The following is a 16,213-nucleotide window of genomic DNA, read 5'->3' as shown; positions in this document are numbered from 1 at the left end:
CAAAAGGCTATTTTGAATTAAGATTTTAAAAAATATTACATATTTCTGAATAATTTACGAAACCACTTCTTCCAGATTTTTGTCAAAAGTGCGTTTTCCGAAAATTGTTTCTAAGTCATCTTTAAAAATAACTTCTTTTTCTATTAAGATATCAGCAAGCTGATTCAATTTGTCTTTGTTTTCCTCAAGAATTTGAATAGCTCTTTGATATTGGCCTTCAATTAATTCTGAGATTTCAGCATCAATAATTTTTGCAGTTTCATCAGAATATGGTTTTGAGAAATTGTATTCACTTTGTCCAGTTGAATCGTAATAAGTAACATTTCCGATTTTATCATTCAAACCATAAATCGTTACCATCGCACGAGCCTGACGTGTTACTTTTTCCAAATCGCTTAATGCTCCAGTTGAAATTCGGTCAAAAGTTACTTTTTCAGCAGCTCTACCGCCCATTGTAGCACACATTTCGTCTAACATTTGATCTGTTCTTACGATTTGTCTTTCTTCTGGAAGGTACCATGCAGCTCCTAAACTTTGTCCACGAGGAACAATTGTTACTTTAATAAGTGGAGCAGCGTGCTCTAACATCCAGCTTACAGTTGCGTGACCTGCTTCGTGAATCGCAATTGCTCTTTTTTCGTCTGGAGTAATGATTTTGTTTTTCTTTTCAAGACCACCAATGATTCTATCAACTGCATCAAGGAAATCTTGTTTGTCCACAGCATCTTTATTGTTACGAGCAGCAATTAATGCAGCTTCGTTACATACATTTGCGATATCAGCACCAGAGAATCCTGGAGTTTGTTTTGCTAAGAAATCAAGATCTAAACCTTCAACTTTCTTGATTGGTTTCAAGTGAACTTGGAAAATTTCAGCTCTTTCGCGGATGTCTGGTAAATCAACAAAAATTTGTCTGTCAAAACGTCCAGCACGCATTAACGCTTTATCAAGAACATCAGCTCTGTTTGTCGCAGCTAAAACAATTACGTTTGAGTTTGTACCAAAACCATCCATTTCTGTCAATAATTGGTTCAAAGTATTTTCTCTCTCGTCGTTTCCGCCAGACATATTACTTTTTCCTCTTGCTCTACCTACAGCATCAATTTCATCAATAAAAATGATTGCTGGAGATTTTTCTTTTGCTTGTTTGAATAAGTCACGTACACGAGATGCACCAACTCCTACGAACATTTCTACGAAATCAGAACCTGATAAAGAGAAGAAAGGTACTTGAGCTTCTCCTGCAACTGCTTTTGCAAGCAAAGTTTTACCAGTTCCCGGAGGTCCTACAAGTAAAGCTCCTTTTGGAATTTTACCCCCAAGATTTGTATATTTTTCAGGGTTTTTAAGGAATTCAACGATTTCCTGAATTTCTTCTTTTGCACCTTCTAAACCTGCAACATCTTTAAATGTTGTTTTGATATCTGTTTTTTCATCAAAAAGCTTTGCTTTAGATTTTCCGATATTGAAAATCTGTCCGCCTCCGCCAGCGCCTCCGCCAGACATTTTACGCATAATGAAAATCCATACACCAATAATGATGATGATAGGAAGTAGGCTGATTAAAATATCGCTCCAATTGTTTTTTTGAAGAAAATTAAAATCTTTCAGTTTTCCTTCACCAACCGCTTTTTCAAGTTTGGTTTGGAAAATTTGATCGTTACCGATTTCTAAAGTATAATGTGGTCCTTTGTTAGGATTTTTAAAAATATCTTTTGAAACCTTTTCGTTTGCTTTGTCTTTTAATGCAGCAGCAGTAAGGTATACTTCAGCTTCAGCTTTATTATAAACGATAACTTTTTCAATTTGTCCTTTTTCTAAAAGCGTATTGAATTTAGAAGAAGTCAATTGAGCAGGTTCGCTTAAGTTAGATCCTCCGGTTGCAAAACTTATAAATAAAAAAACTAAAAGTATTGCGGTGTATATTAACCAAGGACTTATTTTAAATTTATTCGGATTTGGATTATTATCTTTAGCCATTAGAAAATTTTTTCTTTAGTATTTGTTTTCGATTGTAGTTATTTTGGCGTCACCCCAAAGGCTTTCGATATTATAGTATTCACGAATGTGTTTTTGGAAAACATGTACCACGATATGCACATAATCCATCAGAACCCATTCCGCGTTATCGGTTCCTTCTACGTGCCAGGGTTTATCTTTTAAGTCTTTAGATACTGTTTTTTGAATTGAGTTTACAATGGCGTTAACTTGGGTGTTTGAGCTACCGTTGCAAATAACAAAATAGTCGCATACAGCCGTGTCAATTTCTCTTAAGTCAAGAATATCGATATCATTTCCTTTTACTTCCTCAATCCCTTTGATTATGTTCGCCAATAGAACATCATTATTAATAGTCTTTTTCGCCATGAATTATTTTTATGAATTTGTAAAGTTACCAAAATTTGTGATTATTTTTGAACCTTAACAAAATATTAAATTAAGTTAATTTAAATTACCTGAATGAAACTAATCAAACTCGATGCCATAGATTCTACAAATGACTTTCTAAAAGCAATATCAAGCAAGGATGAATTGGATAATTTTACTGTGGTAACGGCTGAAAATCAGACAAAAGGCAAGGGGCAAATGGGCTCAAAGTGGCAGTCGGAATCAGGTAAAAACTTAATTATGAGTGCCTTGGTAAAGGATTTTGTGTTTGATAACGAACAGGTTTTTAATTTAAGTTTAATAGTCTCATTAAGTGTCATTGAAGTGCTAAAATCATTAAATATTCCTGATTTAAGTATAAAATGGCCAAACGACATTATGTCATACAATAAAAAAATTGGTGGCATACTAATCGAAAACACCATCAAAAGTGATGGCAGGATCGTGTCAGTTGTTGGCTTGGGACTGAATGTTAATCAGACTAATTTTGATGAACTACCAAATGCCTCTTCTTTGTCCGTAATTTTAGGAAAACCTTTTGATAAAATGATATTACCTGAATTGATTATCGAAAAAATCAAAGAAAAAATCAATTCCTGGGAAACCTCAGCCTCTGTTTTTTGGAATGAATACTATAACACATTATTCCGAAAAGGTATTCCAATGCCTTTTAAAAATCTTAATCCTGATAATTTTGGACAAAATTTCATGGGAATTATCCAAGGTGTTTCATCAACAGGAAAATTGCAAGTTTTGCTTGAAGATGATTCGGTTTCAGAATTTGAGATTAAAGAGATTCAAATGCTTTATTAGAGGTACAAAGGGGCAGAGTTACAAAGGCTCAAAGGTTTTTTTTAATGAAGCTGTTTAGCTTGGGTTTATTATTGTTTTTGCTTTGGGCTCTATTTTTTTGTTCCAGTAAATGATGTAGAATGTGCCTAAAATGGATGGCATTATCCATGCAATTAAACTGCCAATTCCTAATCCGGCAACTATGTAAGCTGTAATTGAAGCGATTAATGCGCCAACCATTTTTCCAATGTGTTTTGAAAGCCAATTTCTATTGGTTTCTGAAAAGTTTCTGAAAAAGATAAAATCCTTTACGGTCATAAAAAGTCCAAATCCGCCGAAAAATGTGAATAATATTCCGTTTGAAATATTGTTTAGCTGACAGTATAAACCAATTGAAATCATTATTATAGAAAAGAAAAGCATAGTTCCTGAGATTATTCTGTCTAATAAATCAGCTTTCGTCTTTGTTTTAAAGCTCAAAGCTCTGTTTCCTGAAATAACTAAATAGATTGTAAATAATCCGATAAGGAATAAAAAGATATTTTGATGTTTTGGCATCCAGCAAATTGGCAGTGAAATTAAAGAACTTGTAATCATTCCGATGGAAAATAATTTCCCCATTCTTTTATGTAGTTTTCCGCCTTTTTTAACAACGATACTTCCAATTCCTGTAATTAGTCCAAGTCCGCCAAAAAAAGCGTGAATGTAAATTAAAATCTTAATAGCTGGTTCCATTTTGATATGTTTTAGTTTGATGATTCAAACTTCGATCAATATTTCAACGGAGAATAATTTTTGTTTCTGAACTGTTCTTTTTTACGGATGAAATGTTTTTTTTTAAGATGCTAAGTTTTTTTCTTTTGCACTAGAGTAGATTGGCAAAATTTGTGTAAAAAAAATGCCCGACTAAAATCGGGCATCTAATTTATAATTCACAATTAATAATTCACAATTATTAAAGTTTATTCATATTGTTAGCAAGAGTTTCGATAAACTTGCTGATTGGTCCTTTGATCATCATGGCCATCATAGCGTTGAATTCACCTTCAAAAAATAACTGAACAGCACTTTCTGAATCAGAAATACTGTCAATATTTGAAGTCAAAGTAAACGGAAGCTTATCACTCGCAGCACCTAAAACAATTTTGTTTGGAGCTACTTTGTCTTTCATTTTTAATTTGATTTCCGGCATACCTTTCAATCCAAAAATAAAAGCGTCTTCGCCAGTCACTTCAAATTTAGCAATGTTATCCGGCATTAATTTTTCAAAATTCTTTACGTCAGTCAGTTGGTCAAATAAATCCTGAGCTGATTTCTGAACTGTAACTTTTGGACTTTCTAAGTTCATATTGTTTTTTGTTTTTTATTTGTTTTAAAGAATGACAACAAATTAAATTCCAAAATTTTAAATCGTAAATTCTAAAAATCAGAAATCGACGATTTAAAAACCTGAATTTATTCCTGTCCCCAAGTTGATGGACTTGCGTTCCATTCAAGTAAGGTAGATTGTTGATCTTCTGTTATATATTGTTTTTGAACGGCTAAATCAAGAAGATTTTCGTAGTTGCTTAATGTGAATAAATCAATATTAGCTTCTTTAAAATTTTCTTCGGCAACACCAAAACCGTATGTGAAAATTGCAGCCATACCTTTAATGTTGGCACCTTCGCTTCTTAAAGCTTCAACAGCCATCAAACTGCTTTTTCCGGTACTAATCAAATCTTCGACAACAACAACATTTTGTCCTTTTTGTAAAAAACCTTCCACTTGGTTTTGTCTTCCGTGTTTTTTAGGCTCCGGACGCACATATACGAAAGGAAGACCTAAGCTTTCGGCAACCAAAATTCCAACACCAATCGCTCCAGTAGCAACACCAGCAATCACATCAGGTTTTCCAAATTGTTTTTCAATGTTTTTAGCAAATTCATCACGAACATAGTTTCTGATGCTCGGAAATGAAAGAATTAACCTATTATCACAGTAAATAGGAGATTTCCAACCAGAAGCCCACGTAAAAGGATTTTCGGGATTCAATTTAATTGCATTTATTTGCAAAAGCAATTCGGCTGTTTTTTCGGCAGTATCTTTATTAAAAATCATAATACAAATGTATAAAGTTTTTGTAAACGACAAACCACTTTTTTTGACAAATGAAATCTCGAAAGAAACAGATTTCCAATTGTTCTTGTTGGAGAGTATTGATATCGAACAGCTTATCATAAAAATTTTTCAAAATAAAATTCAAAAAGCTATTCTCTATCATCCAGATGAAAGTGAGATCATGAAGACCCTTAAAGCCAAAATTCCTGTGAATAAAGCGGGCGGAGGTTTTGTCTATAATAAAAAAGGCGAAGTCTTGTTTATCTTTAGAAACGGAAAATGGGACCTGCCAAAAGGCGGAATAGAGAAAGGGGAAGACATTGAAGCGACGGCTATGCGTGAGGTAGAGGAGGAGACAGGGGTAAACAAGCTTCGTATTACGAATAAACTTCAAAAGACCTATCATATCTTTAAACGTAACGGAAAATACAAACTCAAAATTACGCATTGGTTTGAAATGCAATCTGATTTTGAGGGAACACCACACGGACAACTTGAAGAAGGAATAGAAAAAGTTGCCTGGCTAAACCCAGAACAAATCAAGGAAGCACTTAAAAACTCCTATGAAAATATTAAATTATTGTTTCAAGAAGAAAATCGCGCTTCGGTAGATATTAAAAAAAAAGAAGAAAATTTAGAATCTTAAATTTCTAAACAAAAAGCTACAAAAAAGCCCAGTAACACATGTTATTGGGCTTTTTTAATATCTTAAAATGTTAAAGACTCATAAAAAGAGCTATTCATATTTATATGAAATTTCAGTTCGTGAGTTAACATCAACGATTCCGTTAGTAGTTGCTGTACGCAAAATAGTCTGTTTCTCCATTTGATTTTTGTCATTCATTTTATAAGTGAACTTTGTGATATCTGTTTGTTTATCAGGATTTATCGGGTTTCTAAAAGTAGTCGAATATTCAGAAATCAAGTTTTCAGAAATCCCAGTTAAAATAGAATTACCAGGATGCAAACGACATAAAAAACTATTTAGTTTCCATTCTTTTCCAAAAATGAATTGATTGATCTGAAGTTCATTTTTTAAATTGCTATACTTGTAATTTACAGAAGTGCCTTTACTATTTTTATTAAATTCAGAAGCATCTGTAAGATTGCCATTTTCATATGTAAAAATGTAGCTATAGTCGCTATTTGCTATTGTTTTTTTGATAATATTATAGTTTGCATCGACGAAAAACTCGATTGTTTCCGAGTATCCTGATTGGGATTTAAATGTACGAAGTATTCTATCTGAAAGATATGTAAAGGTATATTTAAAAGCACTTAAATTAAGATCAACGTTACCTGGAATCAGGTTGTATTCAATTAGTCTGCCTTTATCATCGTATGTGTATGTTGTTGTTTTTAAAACTTTCCCAATATCTACATTTTCAACTACTTTAGAGACTAATCCTTTTTCATTATAAGTATATTCATCGCCAAAATCAGAGTTTTCATATTTAATATTTATCAATTTATTGTCATCAAAATTGTAAACTTTATGTATCCATAATTCATTATCCAGATATTGATTTTCCTCAATACTAATAAGTTTACTTTTAATTTCAGAATTACCCAATTCTTCATTCGAGCATGAAATCATGCAAAGTCCAATAAGTAATATTGCTATTTTTTTCATTTTGCTTTTTGTTTGCGTTATATTTTATAGTACAAAAAGCTTGAAAAGGTTGCGTTGCGGTTGAAAATTAAAATTTGAAGTTTAAAGAGTTGGGCGTGCCACCATCCCGATAAAAGGGCTAATTCAGTTTACGCGTATTCGCCCTTTTATCGGGATGCTGTCGGGCTTTCGCCTCCGCCGCGGCGGATTAGCTCTATCCCTCACGCAAAGCTGTATTTTACGAGTAATTTTCTATTTCATTGATTTGAACTGAAGCAAAGTAGCATCAATTAGATACTCAATCTCCAAAAAGTTGTTGCAGATTTTTAAAATTTCTGCCTGATAATTCTCGAAATCTAAAGTAATCCAGCCCTCCATTAAAGTCAGCGGACCGTAATTTGTGCTGACATTTGGCCATTTTTGGCTGTAATTTTCAAAAAGATTTCTAAATTTTTCAGCAAATTTTCGGCTTTCAATAGCATAACCTTTTAGTTTTCTCAACTTTAAGGCATGAATATTATACATGATTTTTTGTTTCTGAATACTGGAATCATTAACCCAAACAGAAAAGAAAATTCTCGATTCAGCTGTTAAAGCTTCATGAGGATTATTTGTCCATGATTTTTTATACAATTTTATAAAAACAGAATCCAAATAAACACCAACAGTAACCTCAACTGATTTTTCATCAAGAAGTTTTCGATCAAGTTGATTTGCTATTTTTTGAAAGTTTTCCAGATAAAACGAAGTATCCATTTTTCTTTAAAATTAATGCCTAAAAATAACTTAAATCAAATGATTAATTGAATTTATTCAGTTTTATAATTTCATCTTTCAGCTCTTCAGGCGTTACCGGATTAAATTGAAGATCTTTTTCAGATTTTTCACTCGTGGTAGTTTCTTTAATCGCTAAAAATGGTTTGCCTTCAAAATATTTAATAGCAACGATTGTAATTTTTTCTTTTAAAAGCGAATTATAAAAAATAACTTTTTTAGGACTCAATTCACCTTTCATAATAGATTTAAAGCTATGGTAAATAATATTGATCGAAACATTGCTTTCATCTTCGACAATAACACCATAATTAATTACCATTGATGGAATATAGTATAAAAATCGGTCGCAATTTAGGTAACCAAGTTTTGCACTACTGAACATATAGTAACTTATTTCATTTGCTTTTATATTTTCATCAGTTTTTGTGGAATAAGGTTCTTGAGGGCGGTTGTTGTTGTAATTTCTTGAATTGGAAATATCGGAGTCCTCTGATTTTATAGTAATTGGCAAAGTATACGTAAAGTTCACAGGAACGCCTTGCACTTTGCCTGGGGTAAATTTTCCAAGTTTTTTTAGAACTCTAAGATATTCGTCATCAGCTTTTCTACTCAAACCTTTTGTTATCTTAATATTAGTGACATTTCCTTCTCTGTTTACAACAAAAGAAGCATATATTTTGCCACTAATTTCTTCGTCAGAATTTCTGTAATTGTTGCCAATAAATTTGTACAAAGCTTCATTTCCACCTATATATACCGGTCTTTCATCAACATTAGTAAAAGTCTGTGCTAAATCAACCGAGTTTTTATTGACAATCCAATTGATCTGGTCTTTTTTCCAATTTCCATTAAAAAGCTGCATTCCATCTTTATTGTTTTTTTTAGGAAAAGCAATTTCGATATTTTTTCCTTTTTTCAAATCGCATTTTTCGCCATTTGTTGTTGCAGAAATATAAAGCATACCGCCCGTTTCCAATAATTTTCCGTTAGAAGTGGTTGAAAGTCCTCCTAAAATCATATCAGAAATAGAATAATATTCCTTAACCGATATTTTGATTTTTCCTGTTGCTTCATTTCCTGTTTTAACTGAAACAAAAGAATTTGCTTTAATTGTAATTTTGGTTTTCTCAGCGCATACAATCGTTGTGTCTTTTTGATTATTGATCAAAAAGAATTGTGGCTTTTTGTCATTTTTGATGAAAAAATCGGATAACAATTTTTTGTTTTCTGCCTCATTATTTTTTGACGAACTTATAACTGCAGAATCAGTTTTTAAAGTATCGTTTAATGTAGTTTCCTTTTCAGGTTTTATTCCCGAATTATCTGGATTAGATTTAAGATTGTTTTCTTTTGCTTCATTTTTACATGAAGAAATTCCAATAACAAATGCGATTATTAATACAAGTTTAAATTTCATCAGCCTGGTTTATTAAAAGAAAAAAAATTACAATATGTTATATCAATTCAGCATAAGCAAATCCAAATAGAAATATAGAAAGTGCGATATCAACATTTCTGATAAATGTGGGTTTATCCGAAAAAAACAAAATAAAACTAACCAACGGCCTTATAATTAATTGCGATAAAAAAGCAATAAAGAATAGCAAAAATCCAAAATTCAAATCAGAAAAATCATTGTTTATGATTTTTCGAAATGAAGTCGTAAGTCCGCAGGTTTTGCATTTCATTCCAATTTCAGAATAAGGACATTTAATGCTGATGATATTTGTTTTTAGATAGAAAATCAAAAACAAGATTGCCACAAATATCAAAAGATTGAAAAAATGATATTCCTTATTTTTTCGAAATAGAGTCTTTTTTGATAGAATCATTTTTGGCTTCTTGTATCGAATCTTTTCTTAGTTCTTCTTCCAATTTTTCTCCGACTTTTTCCAAAACCTTTTTTTGAATCGTATCAATAACATGTTTTTCGGTATTGTTAAGCGATTGTTCGATTTCGGCTTTAGTTTCAAAAACAGTTTGATATTCATAATATTGGTAAGCCCCAATTGAAATGGCAGCAGCTCCAACGATCAAACCTGCAAGCGAAACAGAAGTGTTTTCGTTTCTTTGTTTTAAGCCAGCGTATGAAATTCCGCTAAAAGCCAAGGCAAATAAACTCGGGCCAACGGCATAAAATCCAATGCACGGAATCATGGAGAAAAGAAAAGCAATAATGGCAAATACTAAACCTATAATAGCAAAAGGTTTCGGACTTCCTGAAGATGAGTTTCCTGAAGATGAATTTCTTGAAGGTTGTGGATTCATTTTTTAGTTTTGATTTAGGTATTTTTTGATTAGGTAAAGAATTAAATGTAAAACTTCATTTTTGAAGAAAAGAACAATCAAAACGAGGACAAGAATTCCGATGATTGTATTTATAAAACCGCTTTCAAGTGCTTTTTGAAACGATTTTCTACCGAAGAAAGCGAGCCAATGAAAAAGCGCTCCCAAATAATTTAATCCGTAAAATATTCCCTCAACAATAGTGTCGCCGGTTTGGTTATTCATAGTTTTTGGTTAAGCAGGTTAGAATTGGGTAATACTATTTGATATTCAAATATAGAATGTTGGAATTGAATATGGTTACGGGAAGCCGTAAATGTGATTTTTTTCTAACAATGAAATTAGCATAACGTCAGCGCGGATTGCAAATCCGCGCTATCGGGTAAAAAAGCTGCATTAGCATAATATGGGTTGTCAATTAGCAGATTTGGGAAAAATAGAGGAATTTCATCAGCATCCAGTGTTTGATTATCATTACTAAAAGGATAGCCAATACCTGAAATATTTTTTAATGTACCATCAACATTATATGTAAAACTGAAAATTTCTTCGCCAATTTCGCTTCCATCAGAATCAAACAAATATTTTTCGCAATATAATTGTCCCGCTGTTTGTTGTTCATGAATACAAATTATTTTATTATTTAATAAAAGATGTTTTTCAATATGAGTGTTCACTCCTTCTATGTACGAAAAAGAATTTACAATTTTATAATTACCAGTTAACTCAATTTGAGTAATTAATAAAGAATTGGTGCCAACTAAAGTAAAAATATCGTTTAAAGTTTCATTATCCTCTTTGAAATATTCAATTCCGTCAAATTGCCCGTTATAGTATGACTCTATCTTTTTTATTACTCCATTTAATTTATAAACTTTATTGTAATCTTTAAGCGAACTTAATTGTTGTTCAGTAATAATCTCATTGTAACTGTTAGTATATATAACTGTTGTTGCCATAATATTTTAATATAAAATTGAAGGAGATGTATTATTGTAGTCTTTTAATTTTGGAGTAATATCTGTTTTAAGAAATTCAGGAAAATCATCTAAATAGTCCGATAGCGCGGATTTGCAATCCGTGCCCACAAAGTAAGATAACTTTGCTTTTTATACTTGTTTTTTACAAGTATAGATTGCAAATCTGCACTATTGTGATTTCAAATGTTTAATATAATTATCAAGTAAACTTTGAATTTGAAGAGAAGCTACAGGATTAGCAGAATGAACATTGAAATTTAGATTTTGTAAATCAAATCCAGATTCATAAACAAGCCATTTTGCGCAAGCGTAACCATCTTCGGCAACATTTTCATTTTCATCAAGACCTAAATCATTATCGAAACTAATTAATTCGGGAAGACCTTTTTCTAAAATTGTCATTTTGAAATCATGAAAATTTCTAACCACAACAAAATCATAATTAGTTAATTTTTTGTAAACCATATTTACATCTCTGATATCGTCGAGAAATAGTTTGTATGTCATATTTTCTAAAAGTAAAAAGTTTTCTGGTCTCAACTTTGACAAAATTCTATACGCAAAGCTTTGCGATCTTAGCGTTTTCTAAACTCAATCAAAATCAAAAAACCTTGCGTCCTTTGCGGTTAAAAAAAAATCTACAAAACCCTATAAATAGGATACTGCAAATGCGCCTTTTCATAATAAACAGAATGTTTGTAAATCCAATCCAACTGCGCTTCAGCACTTTTAGCAAATTCGCGGTCGTTTTGTTTTTTGGTTTCTAATTCTGCTTTTAAAGCTGGATTTTCTTTTAAAAGATTTGCTGCAGTATCTTCAAAAATATATTCAGAATAATGTTCTTTTTGCTGTAAAATCGGATCGAAGAAATTCCAGTTAAAAAACGAATCAACACCTTCTGGTTCAAAAGCTTCCACTATATATTTAACACCTTTTTGGTTTGTTGGAACATAATAATCACCTTTGGCGAAAGCCATTTTAACGATTTTAGAAGTTACCGTTGTGTTTCTATGCGCATAATGTCCTTCGTAAGCTGACGGAACCGTTTTAAAATCAGCAATTTTGTAGCTTTCAACTTCTATAATCGTATCGTTTTTAAATTGACGAAACGAAATATTATTGTTTTTCAAAAGATCAATAATATTCCAATAACCTCGCGGAACTATATACGCCGTTGGAATCACAACTTCTTTAGCTGATTTAAATTCTTTGATGTACGGAACATCTTTTTTATAAGGTTTGCTTCGGTCATAGTACAAACGGTCGCCTGTTGTAGCGTCACTTTTTTTGTAACCTGCTTCGTAGCCTAAAAAAGTAAATTTTGTGGTTTTTGTGCTGTCCATTTCCCATTGTAAAGTGTATTTTTTCTTAGGCTGATATTGCTCTAAATTTTTTACACGAAGCTCTTTGATTTTCTGATAATTTGCATCGGTAAAATCCAAAGTCGATTTCATGTATTCGTAGGTCATTTTTACACGTTCGGCATATTTTTTCAGCATGTGTGTTTCTACCACAAAACCAATAGTATTAAATAGGGAAGTATAACCAGTAGTATATCTCGGACTGTCGACAAATTGTCCAAAACCTTTGTCTGGTGTATCTTTAAACGAATCTACATAAGGCGTCGTTTCGATTTTCTTGTTCTGAAGATCTTTTACCAAAGCCGGCATCATTTCGTTATTCATAAAATCACCCAAAACCGTTCCGAGTTTATTATGTTGTGTCATAATATACGTCAGTTTGTATTGATAATCAGAACCGTTGCTTACGTGATTATCGATAAAAACATCGGCATTTATTTTTTGGAAAATCTCCACAAAACTTTTTGTATTTCGAGTATCCGATTTCATTAAATCACGATTCAAATCGTAGTTCCTTGCATTTCCTCTAAAGCCATAAACTTCGGGTCCGTCCTGATTGGCACGTGTTGTCGAATTTCGGTTTAAAGCCCCGCCAATATTATAAACCGGAATTGTAACCAAAACGGTATTTTTTGGCGCTTTCATTTTTCCGGTTGCTAAATCTCTGTAAAATTGCATTGTTGCGTCGATTCCGTCTGGTTCTCCGGCGTGAATTCCATTATTTACAAAAAGCACGGCTTTTGTTTTCTGAATTTTATCAAAGTCAAATTCTTTGTCCGGATTAAAAGTGATCATGTGCAATGGTTCACCAGAATCAGTCAATCCCATTTCTTTCATTTGAATGGTTGGAAAATCAGCAGCAAGCATTTTAAAATAAGCTATAGTTTCCTGATAAGAAGCCGATTGATTTCCGTTTCCTTTTTCGAAAAACGTATCGTATTTTTTGTTGTTTTGAGCGAAAATGCTGATTGTGAAAAGGGAGAGGAGAAGGGTAAAAAGTTTCATGAGTTTAATTTTAATAGGATTCAAATATAAGTTTTTTTTGTTTCAGGTTTCAGGTTTAAAGTTGATATGCTTTGTGATTTTTAACCGCAAAGCACGCAAAGTTTTTTTATGAGAGGTTTTATAAACGCTAAGTTCGCAAAGCTTTGAATATTGACTTTGCGGACTTAGCGTAAACCTTTGCGTGCTTTGCGGTTAAAAAACTTTCCCTACTTTTGCAAAATGAATAAAAAACACCATTCCAACAACATACTTTCGAATTTAGGGATTGAGAGCCTAAACGAAATGCAAGAAATGGCTCAAGATGCTATTTTGAACGAAAACAATGTTTTATTGCTTTCTCCAACAGGATCAGGAAAAACATTGGCTTTTTTGCTTCCGGTTTTAGAAATGCTTCAGCCTGAAATTCTTTCTGTTCAATGTTTAATTTTGGTTCCATCACGCGAACTTGGACTTCAAATTGAGCAAGTTTGGAAGAAAATGGGAACACAATACAAAGTAAATATCTGCTACGGAGGGCATTCAATTGATACTGAAATCAAGAATTTAAGTAATCCGCCTGCAGTTTTAATTGGAACTCCTGGAAGAATTGCAGATCATATTGACAGAGAAACTTTTAGAACCGATAAAATACAGACTTTGATTTTAGACGAGTTTGATAAATCGCTTCAGTTAGGGTTTCACGAACAAATGTCTTTTATTATTGGAAGATTGCCAAAAGTCAATAAAAGAGTTTTGGTTTCTGCAACTTCAGATATTGAAATTCCGAAATATACACGCGTTATAAATCCAACTGTTTTGGATTTTATTCCAGAAGAAGAGGAAAAAGCGAATCTGTCGATGAAAATGATTGTTTCGTCAGCCAAAGATAAATTAGGGAGTTTATTCAATTTGATTTGCTCTTTAAAATCAGAATCGGCTATTATTTTTTGCAATCATAGAGACGCGGCAGAACGTATCAGTGATACTTTGAATGAAAAAGGAATCTATTCGGTTTATTATCATGGCGGAATGGATCAGGACGAACGTGAGCGCGCTTTAATTCAGTTTAGAAACGGAAGTATTAGTTATTTGGTCACAACAGATTTAGCAGCGAGAGGTTTGGATATTCCAGAAATGAAGCACGTTATTCATTATCATTTGCCATTAAAAGAAGACGAATTCACGCATAGAAACGGGCGTACGGCGCGTATGCAGGCAAGCGGAACAGCTTATGTAATTATTCATGAAAGTGAAAAACAGCTGGATTATATTGATTATGAAATGGATGTTTTAGATGTCGAAGGAATTGTTTCGTTGCCAAAACCACCACAATTTCAAACCATTTACATAAGCGGCGGAAAGAAAACAAAACTGAACAAATTTGACATTGTTGGTTTCTTTTCTCAAAAAGGAAAATTAGAAAAAGAAGATTTAGGATTGATCGAGGTAAAAGATTTTGTTTCGTTTGCAGCTGTAAAATACAATAAAGTCAAAGATTTGCTGAAGCATATCAAAGATGAAAAAATGAAAGGCAAAAAGTTTAAAATTGAAGTGGCTCGTAATGTCGTAAAGAAAGAAGACGAAAAAAGCAAAAAATACTAGATTGAGGAAAAATAGAACAGTTGAGTAATTTTTGTTCTATTGTATTGTTTGTCAGTATTTTATAAAATTCAAATTAAGTTTTACAATTTTGTGTTAAAAAAATAATGATTTGATAGCGATTTTTTCATTATTTCTATGTTTTTTTGCTACAGTAAAATTGTAAACCCCAAATACGTTATGAAAAACATTATTACCATTGCTACTTTGTTCTTAAGTTTCGTTTCATTTGCACAAATTAAAGTTCTTGAAACAGTTCCGGTTGAAAAATTAGGAAAAGTAAATAACAATTACATTCAGAAAATTGGAGACGAGTATACTGTGTATTACACTAGTATTCAGAATGATGACGATTCTTCAGCTTTGAGAAAATTTTCATTCAAAAATGTAAACAATGATTACGCAAGTCTTTACTCTATTATCATGAATGGTTTTTCTGCAAGCCCATTATATGATATTAAATTAGAATTGCCTAACAACTATATCTGGTTGCATTACACAGGAAGTGTGATTCCAGAGAAAGCTACAGTTCAGTTTATGGTTTCAAGCAAAGAAGCTACTTCAGCAACAAGCAGCGTTTCTGAGCCATTTGTAAAAGATCAAATCAATAAATTATTCCAGAAATAATTTACTTAAACATAAAAAAAAAGCTGTTCAGTCGAACAGCTTTTTTTTATGTTTAAAAGTTATGAGTTATGAATTATGAGTTTAAAAAAAAAACTTAGAATCTTAGCAACTTAGAACCTTAGTATCTTTTAAATCTTCTTTACGTATTGTGTAATAATCACAATTTGCTGACCATCGACTTTTCCTTCAATATACTCAGCGTTTTCGTGATCTAAACGAATGTTTCTAACAGCAGTTCCTTGTTTGGCAACCATGCTAGAGCCTTTTACTTTAAGATCTTTAATCAAAACTACAGAATCTCCGTGTTGTAAAATAACGCCGTTGCTGTCGCGGTGAACGAGTTTGTTTTCGTCGTCTTCACCTTCGCCAGTAGCTTGTGCCCATGCCAGCGTATCTTCATCTAAATACATCATGTCAAGTAATTCCTGAGGCCATCCCGCAGCGCGCAAACGGCTTAGCATTCTCCACGCCACAACCTGAACCGGAATATTTTCATTCCACATGCTGTCGTTTAGACATCTCCAGTGATTTAAATCTACATTATCTGGGTTTTCAATTTGGTCAATACAGGTGTTACAAGCTAAAATGCTTTCGTCAAGTCCGCCTTTTTGAGTTGGCAAAACTTGATATACTTTTAGATTTTCCTCGGCGCCACAAAGTTCACATTTAGATCCGCCTCGCTTGTTTAATTCTCTCTCGATGCTCAT

General features: G+C 32.5%; 18 protein-coding genes. 4 read left to right on the top strand and 14 right to left on the bottom strand.

Annotated features, from left to right (window positions below; all coding sequences use genetic code 11):
• Positions 1–54 precede the first annotated feature (54 nt).
• The gene (gene ftsH, locus ACNFIH_RS04580) at positions 55–1,980 is read right to left on the bottom strand and encodes an ATP-dependent zinc metalloprotease FtsH (protein ID WP_035648406.1); all 1,926 of its coding nucleotides are present in this window, start codon (positions 1,978–1,980) and stop codon (positions 55–57) included.
• A gap of 15 nt (positions 1,981–1,995) precedes the next feature.
• Positions 1,996–2,367 carry a ribosome silencing factor gene (gene rsfS / locus ACNFIH_RS04575; protein ID WP_007809313.1) on the bottom strand — a complete coding sequence of 124 codons (372 nt, stop codon included), beginning with the start codon at positions 2,365–2,367 and terminating at the stop codon, positions 1,996–1,998.
• 93 nt (positions 2,368–2,460) lie between these two features.
• Between rsfS and ACNFIH_RS04570 the strand changes: the two genes are divergently transcribed.
• Positions 2,461–3,201 carry a biotin--[acetyl-CoA-carboxylase] ligase gene (locus tag ACNFIH_RS04570; RefSeq protein WP_426485682.1) on the top strand — a complete coding sequence of 247 codons (741 nt, stop codon included), beginning with the start codon at positions 2,461–2,463 and terminating at the stop codon, positions 3,199–3,201.
• Positions 3,202–3,255: 54 nt separating this feature from the next.
• Here ACNFIH_RS04570 and ACNFIH_RS04565 read toward each other — a convergent pair whose 3' ends face one another.
• The 3 genes from ACNFIH_RS04565 to pyrE all read right to left on the bottom strand — a co-directional run bounded on the left by ACNFIH_RS04565 (position 3,256) and on the right by pyrE (position 5,280).
• Entirely contained in the window at positions 3,256–3,915 is a 660-nt protein-coding gene (locus tag ACNFIH_RS04565; protein ID WP_426485681.1) for a hypothetical protein, read from the bottom strand.
• Between the two features lie 220 nt (positions 3,916–4,135).
• Positions 4,136–4,528 (bottom strand): hypothetical protein, encoded by a 393-nt coding sequence (locus ACNFIH_RS04560; protein WP_035648399.1) that lies wholly within the window; start codon positions 4,526–4,528, stop codon positions 4,136–4,138.
• Positions 4,529–4,635: 107 nt separating this feature from the next.
• On the bottom strand, positions 4,636–5,280 hold the full coding sequence (gene pyrE, locus ACNFIH_RS04555; RefSeq protein ID WP_035648398.1) for an orotate phosphoribosyltransferase: 645 nt from the start codon (positions 5,278–5,280) through the stop codon (positions 4,636–4,638).
• 7 nt (positions 5,281–5,287) lie between these two features.
• Here pyrE and ACNFIH_RS04550 point away from each other — a divergent pair, with 7 nt between their 5' ends.
• Complete coding sequence (locus tag ACNFIH_RS04550; RefSeq protein ID WP_142449408.1) at positions 5,288–5,926, top strand: NUDIX hydrolase; 639 nt, start codon at positions 5,288–5,290, stop codon at positions 5,924–5,926.
• 90 nt (positions 5,927–6,016) lie between these two features.
• On the opposite strand, the gene ACNFIH_RS04545 is transcribed toward ACNFIH_RS04550, so the two are convergent.
• From ACNFIH_RS04545 to ACNFIH_RS04510, 8 genes are all read right to left on the bottom strand, one after another.
• Positions 6,017–6,913, bottom strand: a complete 897-nt coding sequence (locus ACNFIH_RS04545; RefSeq protein ID WP_426485680.1) for a hypothetical protein — start codon at positions 6,911–6,913, stop codon at positions 6,017–6,019.
• Between the two features lie 231 nt (positions 6,914–7,144).
• Entirely contained in the window at positions 7,145–7,648 is a 504-nt protein-coding gene (locus ACNFIH_RS04540; protein ID WP_426485679.1) for a hypothetical protein, read from the bottom strand.
• Positions 7,649–7,691: 43 nt separating this feature from the next.
• Positions 7,692–9,086 carry an energy transducer TonB gene (locus tag ACNFIH_RS04535; RefSeq protein WP_426485678.1) on the bottom strand — a complete coding sequence of 465 codons (1,395 nt, stop codon included), beginning with the start codon at positions 9,084–9,086 and terminating at the stop codon, positions 7,692–7,694.
• 377 nt (positions 9,087–9,463) lie between these two features.
• Entirely contained in the window at positions 9,464–9,937 is a 474-nt protein-coding gene (locus tag ACNFIH_RS04530) for a hypothetical protein (protein WP_426485677.1), read from the bottom strand.
• Positions 9,938–9,940: 3 nt separating this feature from the next.
• Positions 9,941–10,180, bottom strand: coding sequence for a hypothetical protein (locus ACNFIH_RS04525; protein ID WP_426485676.1), 240 nt, complete (start codon positions 10,178–10,180; stop codon positions 9,941–9,943).
• A gap of 116 nt (positions 10,181–10,296) precedes the next feature.
• Complete coding sequence (locus ACNFIH_RS04520; protein WP_426485675.1) at positions 10,297–10,914, bottom strand: hypothetical protein; 618 nt, start codon at positions 10,912–10,914, stop codon at positions 10,297–10,299.
• A 189-nt stretch (positions 10,915–11,103) separates the two neighbouring features.
• Positions 11,104–11,442 (bottom strand): cyclic-phosphate processing receiver domain-containing protein, encoded by a 339-nt coding sequence (locus tag ACNFIH_RS04515; RefSeq protein ID WP_426485674.1) that lies wholly within the window; start codon positions 11,440–11,442, stop codon positions 11,104–11,106.
• A gap of 131 nt (positions 11,443–11,573) precedes the next feature.
• Entirely contained in the window at positions 11,574–13,301 is a 1,728-nt protein-coding gene (locus tag ACNFIH_RS04510) for a M14 family metallopeptidase (RefSeq protein ID WP_426485673.1), read from the bottom strand.
• A gap of 219 nt (positions 13,302–13,520) precedes the next feature.
• Between ACNFIH_RS04510 and ACNFIH_RS04505 the strand changes: the two genes are divergently transcribed.
• A complete protein-coding gene (locus ACNFIH_RS04505; protein ID WP_426485672.1) occupies positions 13,521–14,882 on the top strand; it encodes a DEAD/DEAH box helicase in 1,362 nt (453 codons plus the stop codon).
• Positions 14,883–15,059: 177 nt separating this feature from the next.
• A complete protein-coding gene (locus ACNFIH_RS04500) occupies positions 15,060–15,506 on the top strand; it encodes a hypothetical protein (protein WP_035648373.1) in 447 nt (148 codons plus the stop codon).
• A gap of 128 nt (positions 15,507–15,634) precedes the next feature.
• Here ACNFIH_RS04500 and ACNFIH_RS04495 read toward each other — a convergent pair whose 3' ends face one another.
• Positions 15,635–16,213 carry a PhnA domain-containing protein gene (locus tag ACNFIH_RS04495; protein ID WP_426485671.1) on the bottom strand — a complete coding sequence of 193 codons (579 nt, stop codon included), beginning with the start codon at positions 16,211–16,213 and terminating at the stop codon, positions 15,635–15,637.

The organism is Flavobacterium sp. 2, from assembly GCF_049949195.1.
In the GTDB taxonomy this organism is placed as follows: domain Bacteria; phylum Bacteroidota; class Bacteroidia; order Flavobacteriales; family Flavobacteriaceae; genus Flavobacterium.
The sequence above is the reverse complement of the archived record's forward strand: the minus strand, read 5'-3'. Positions and strand labels throughout refer to the sequence as shown.

Bases quoted from the DNA above. Each gene is read 5' to 3' on its own strand.
- ACNFIH_RS04550 (WP_142449408.1), top strand. From the start codon at position 5,288: ATGTATAAAGTTTTTGTAAACGACAAACCACTTTTTTTGACAAATGAA.
- ACNFIH_RS04525 (WP_426485676.1), bottom strand. From the start codon at position 10,180: ATGAATAACCAAACCGGCGACACTATTGTTGAGGGAATATTTTACGGA.
- rsfS (WP_007809313.1), bottom strand. From the start codon at position 2,367: ATGGCGAAAAAGACTATTAATAATGATGTTCTATTGGCGAACATAATC.
- ACNFIH_RS04535 (WP_426485678.1), bottom strand. From the start codon at position 9,086: ATGAAATTTAAACTTGTATTAATAATCGCATTTGTTATTGGAATTTCT.
- ACNFIH_RS04530 (WP_426485677.1), bottom strand. From the start codon at position 9,937: ATGAATCCACAACCTTCAAGAAATTCATCTTCAGGAAACTCATCTTCA.
- ACNFIH_RS04495 (WP_426485671.1), bottom strand. From the start codon at position 16,213: ATGAGCATCGAGAGAGAATTAAACAAGCGAGGCGGATCTAAATGTGAA.
- ACNFIH_RS04500 (WP_035648373.1), top strand. From the start codon at position 15,060: ATGAAAAACATTATTACCATTGCTACTTTGTTCTTAAGTTTCGTTTCA.
- ACNFIH_RS04505 (WP_426485672.1), top strand. From the start codon at position 13,521: ATGAATAAAAAACACCATTCCAACAACATACTTTCGAATTTAGGGATT.
- ACNFIH_RS04565 (WP_426485681.1), bottom strand. From the start codon at position 3,915: ATGGAACCAGCTATTAAGATTTTAATTTACATTCACGCTTTTTTTGGC.
- ftsH (WP_035648406.1), bottom strand. From the start codon at position 1,980: ATGGCTAAAGATAATAATCCAAATCCGAATAAATTTAAAATAAGTCCT.
- ACNFIH_RS04520 (WP_426485675.1), bottom strand. From the start codon at position 10,914: ATGGCAACAACAGTTATATATACTAACAGTTACAATGAGATTATTACT.
- ACNFIH_RS04560 (WP_035648399.1), bottom strand. From the start codon at position 4,528: ATGAACTTAGAAAGTCCAAAAGTTACAGTTCAGAAATCAGCTCAGGAT.
- ACNFIH_RS04570 (WP_426485682.1), top strand. From the start codon at position 2,461: ATGAAACTAATCAAACTCGATGCCATAGATTCTACAAATGACTTTCTA.
- ACNFIH_RS04545 (WP_426485680.1), bottom strand. From the start codon at position 6,913: ATGAAAAAAATAGCAATATTACTTATTGGACTTTGCATGATTTCATGC.
- ACNFIH_RS04540 (WP_426485679.1), bottom strand. From the start codon at position 7,648: ATGGATACTTCGTTTTATCTGGAAAACTTTCAAAAAATAGCAAATCAA.
- pyrE (WP_035648398.1), bottom strand. From the start codon at position 5,280: ATGATTTTTAATAAAGATACTGCCGAAAAAACAGCCGAATTGCTTTTG.
- ACNFIH_RS04510 (WP_426485673.1), bottom strand. From the start codon at position 13,301: ATGAAACTTTTTACCCTTCTCCTCTCCCTTTTCACAATCAGCATTTTC.
- ACNFIH_RS04515 (WP_426485674.1), bottom strand. From the start codon at position 11,442: ATGACATACAAACTATTTCTCGACGATATCAGAGATGTAAATATGGTT.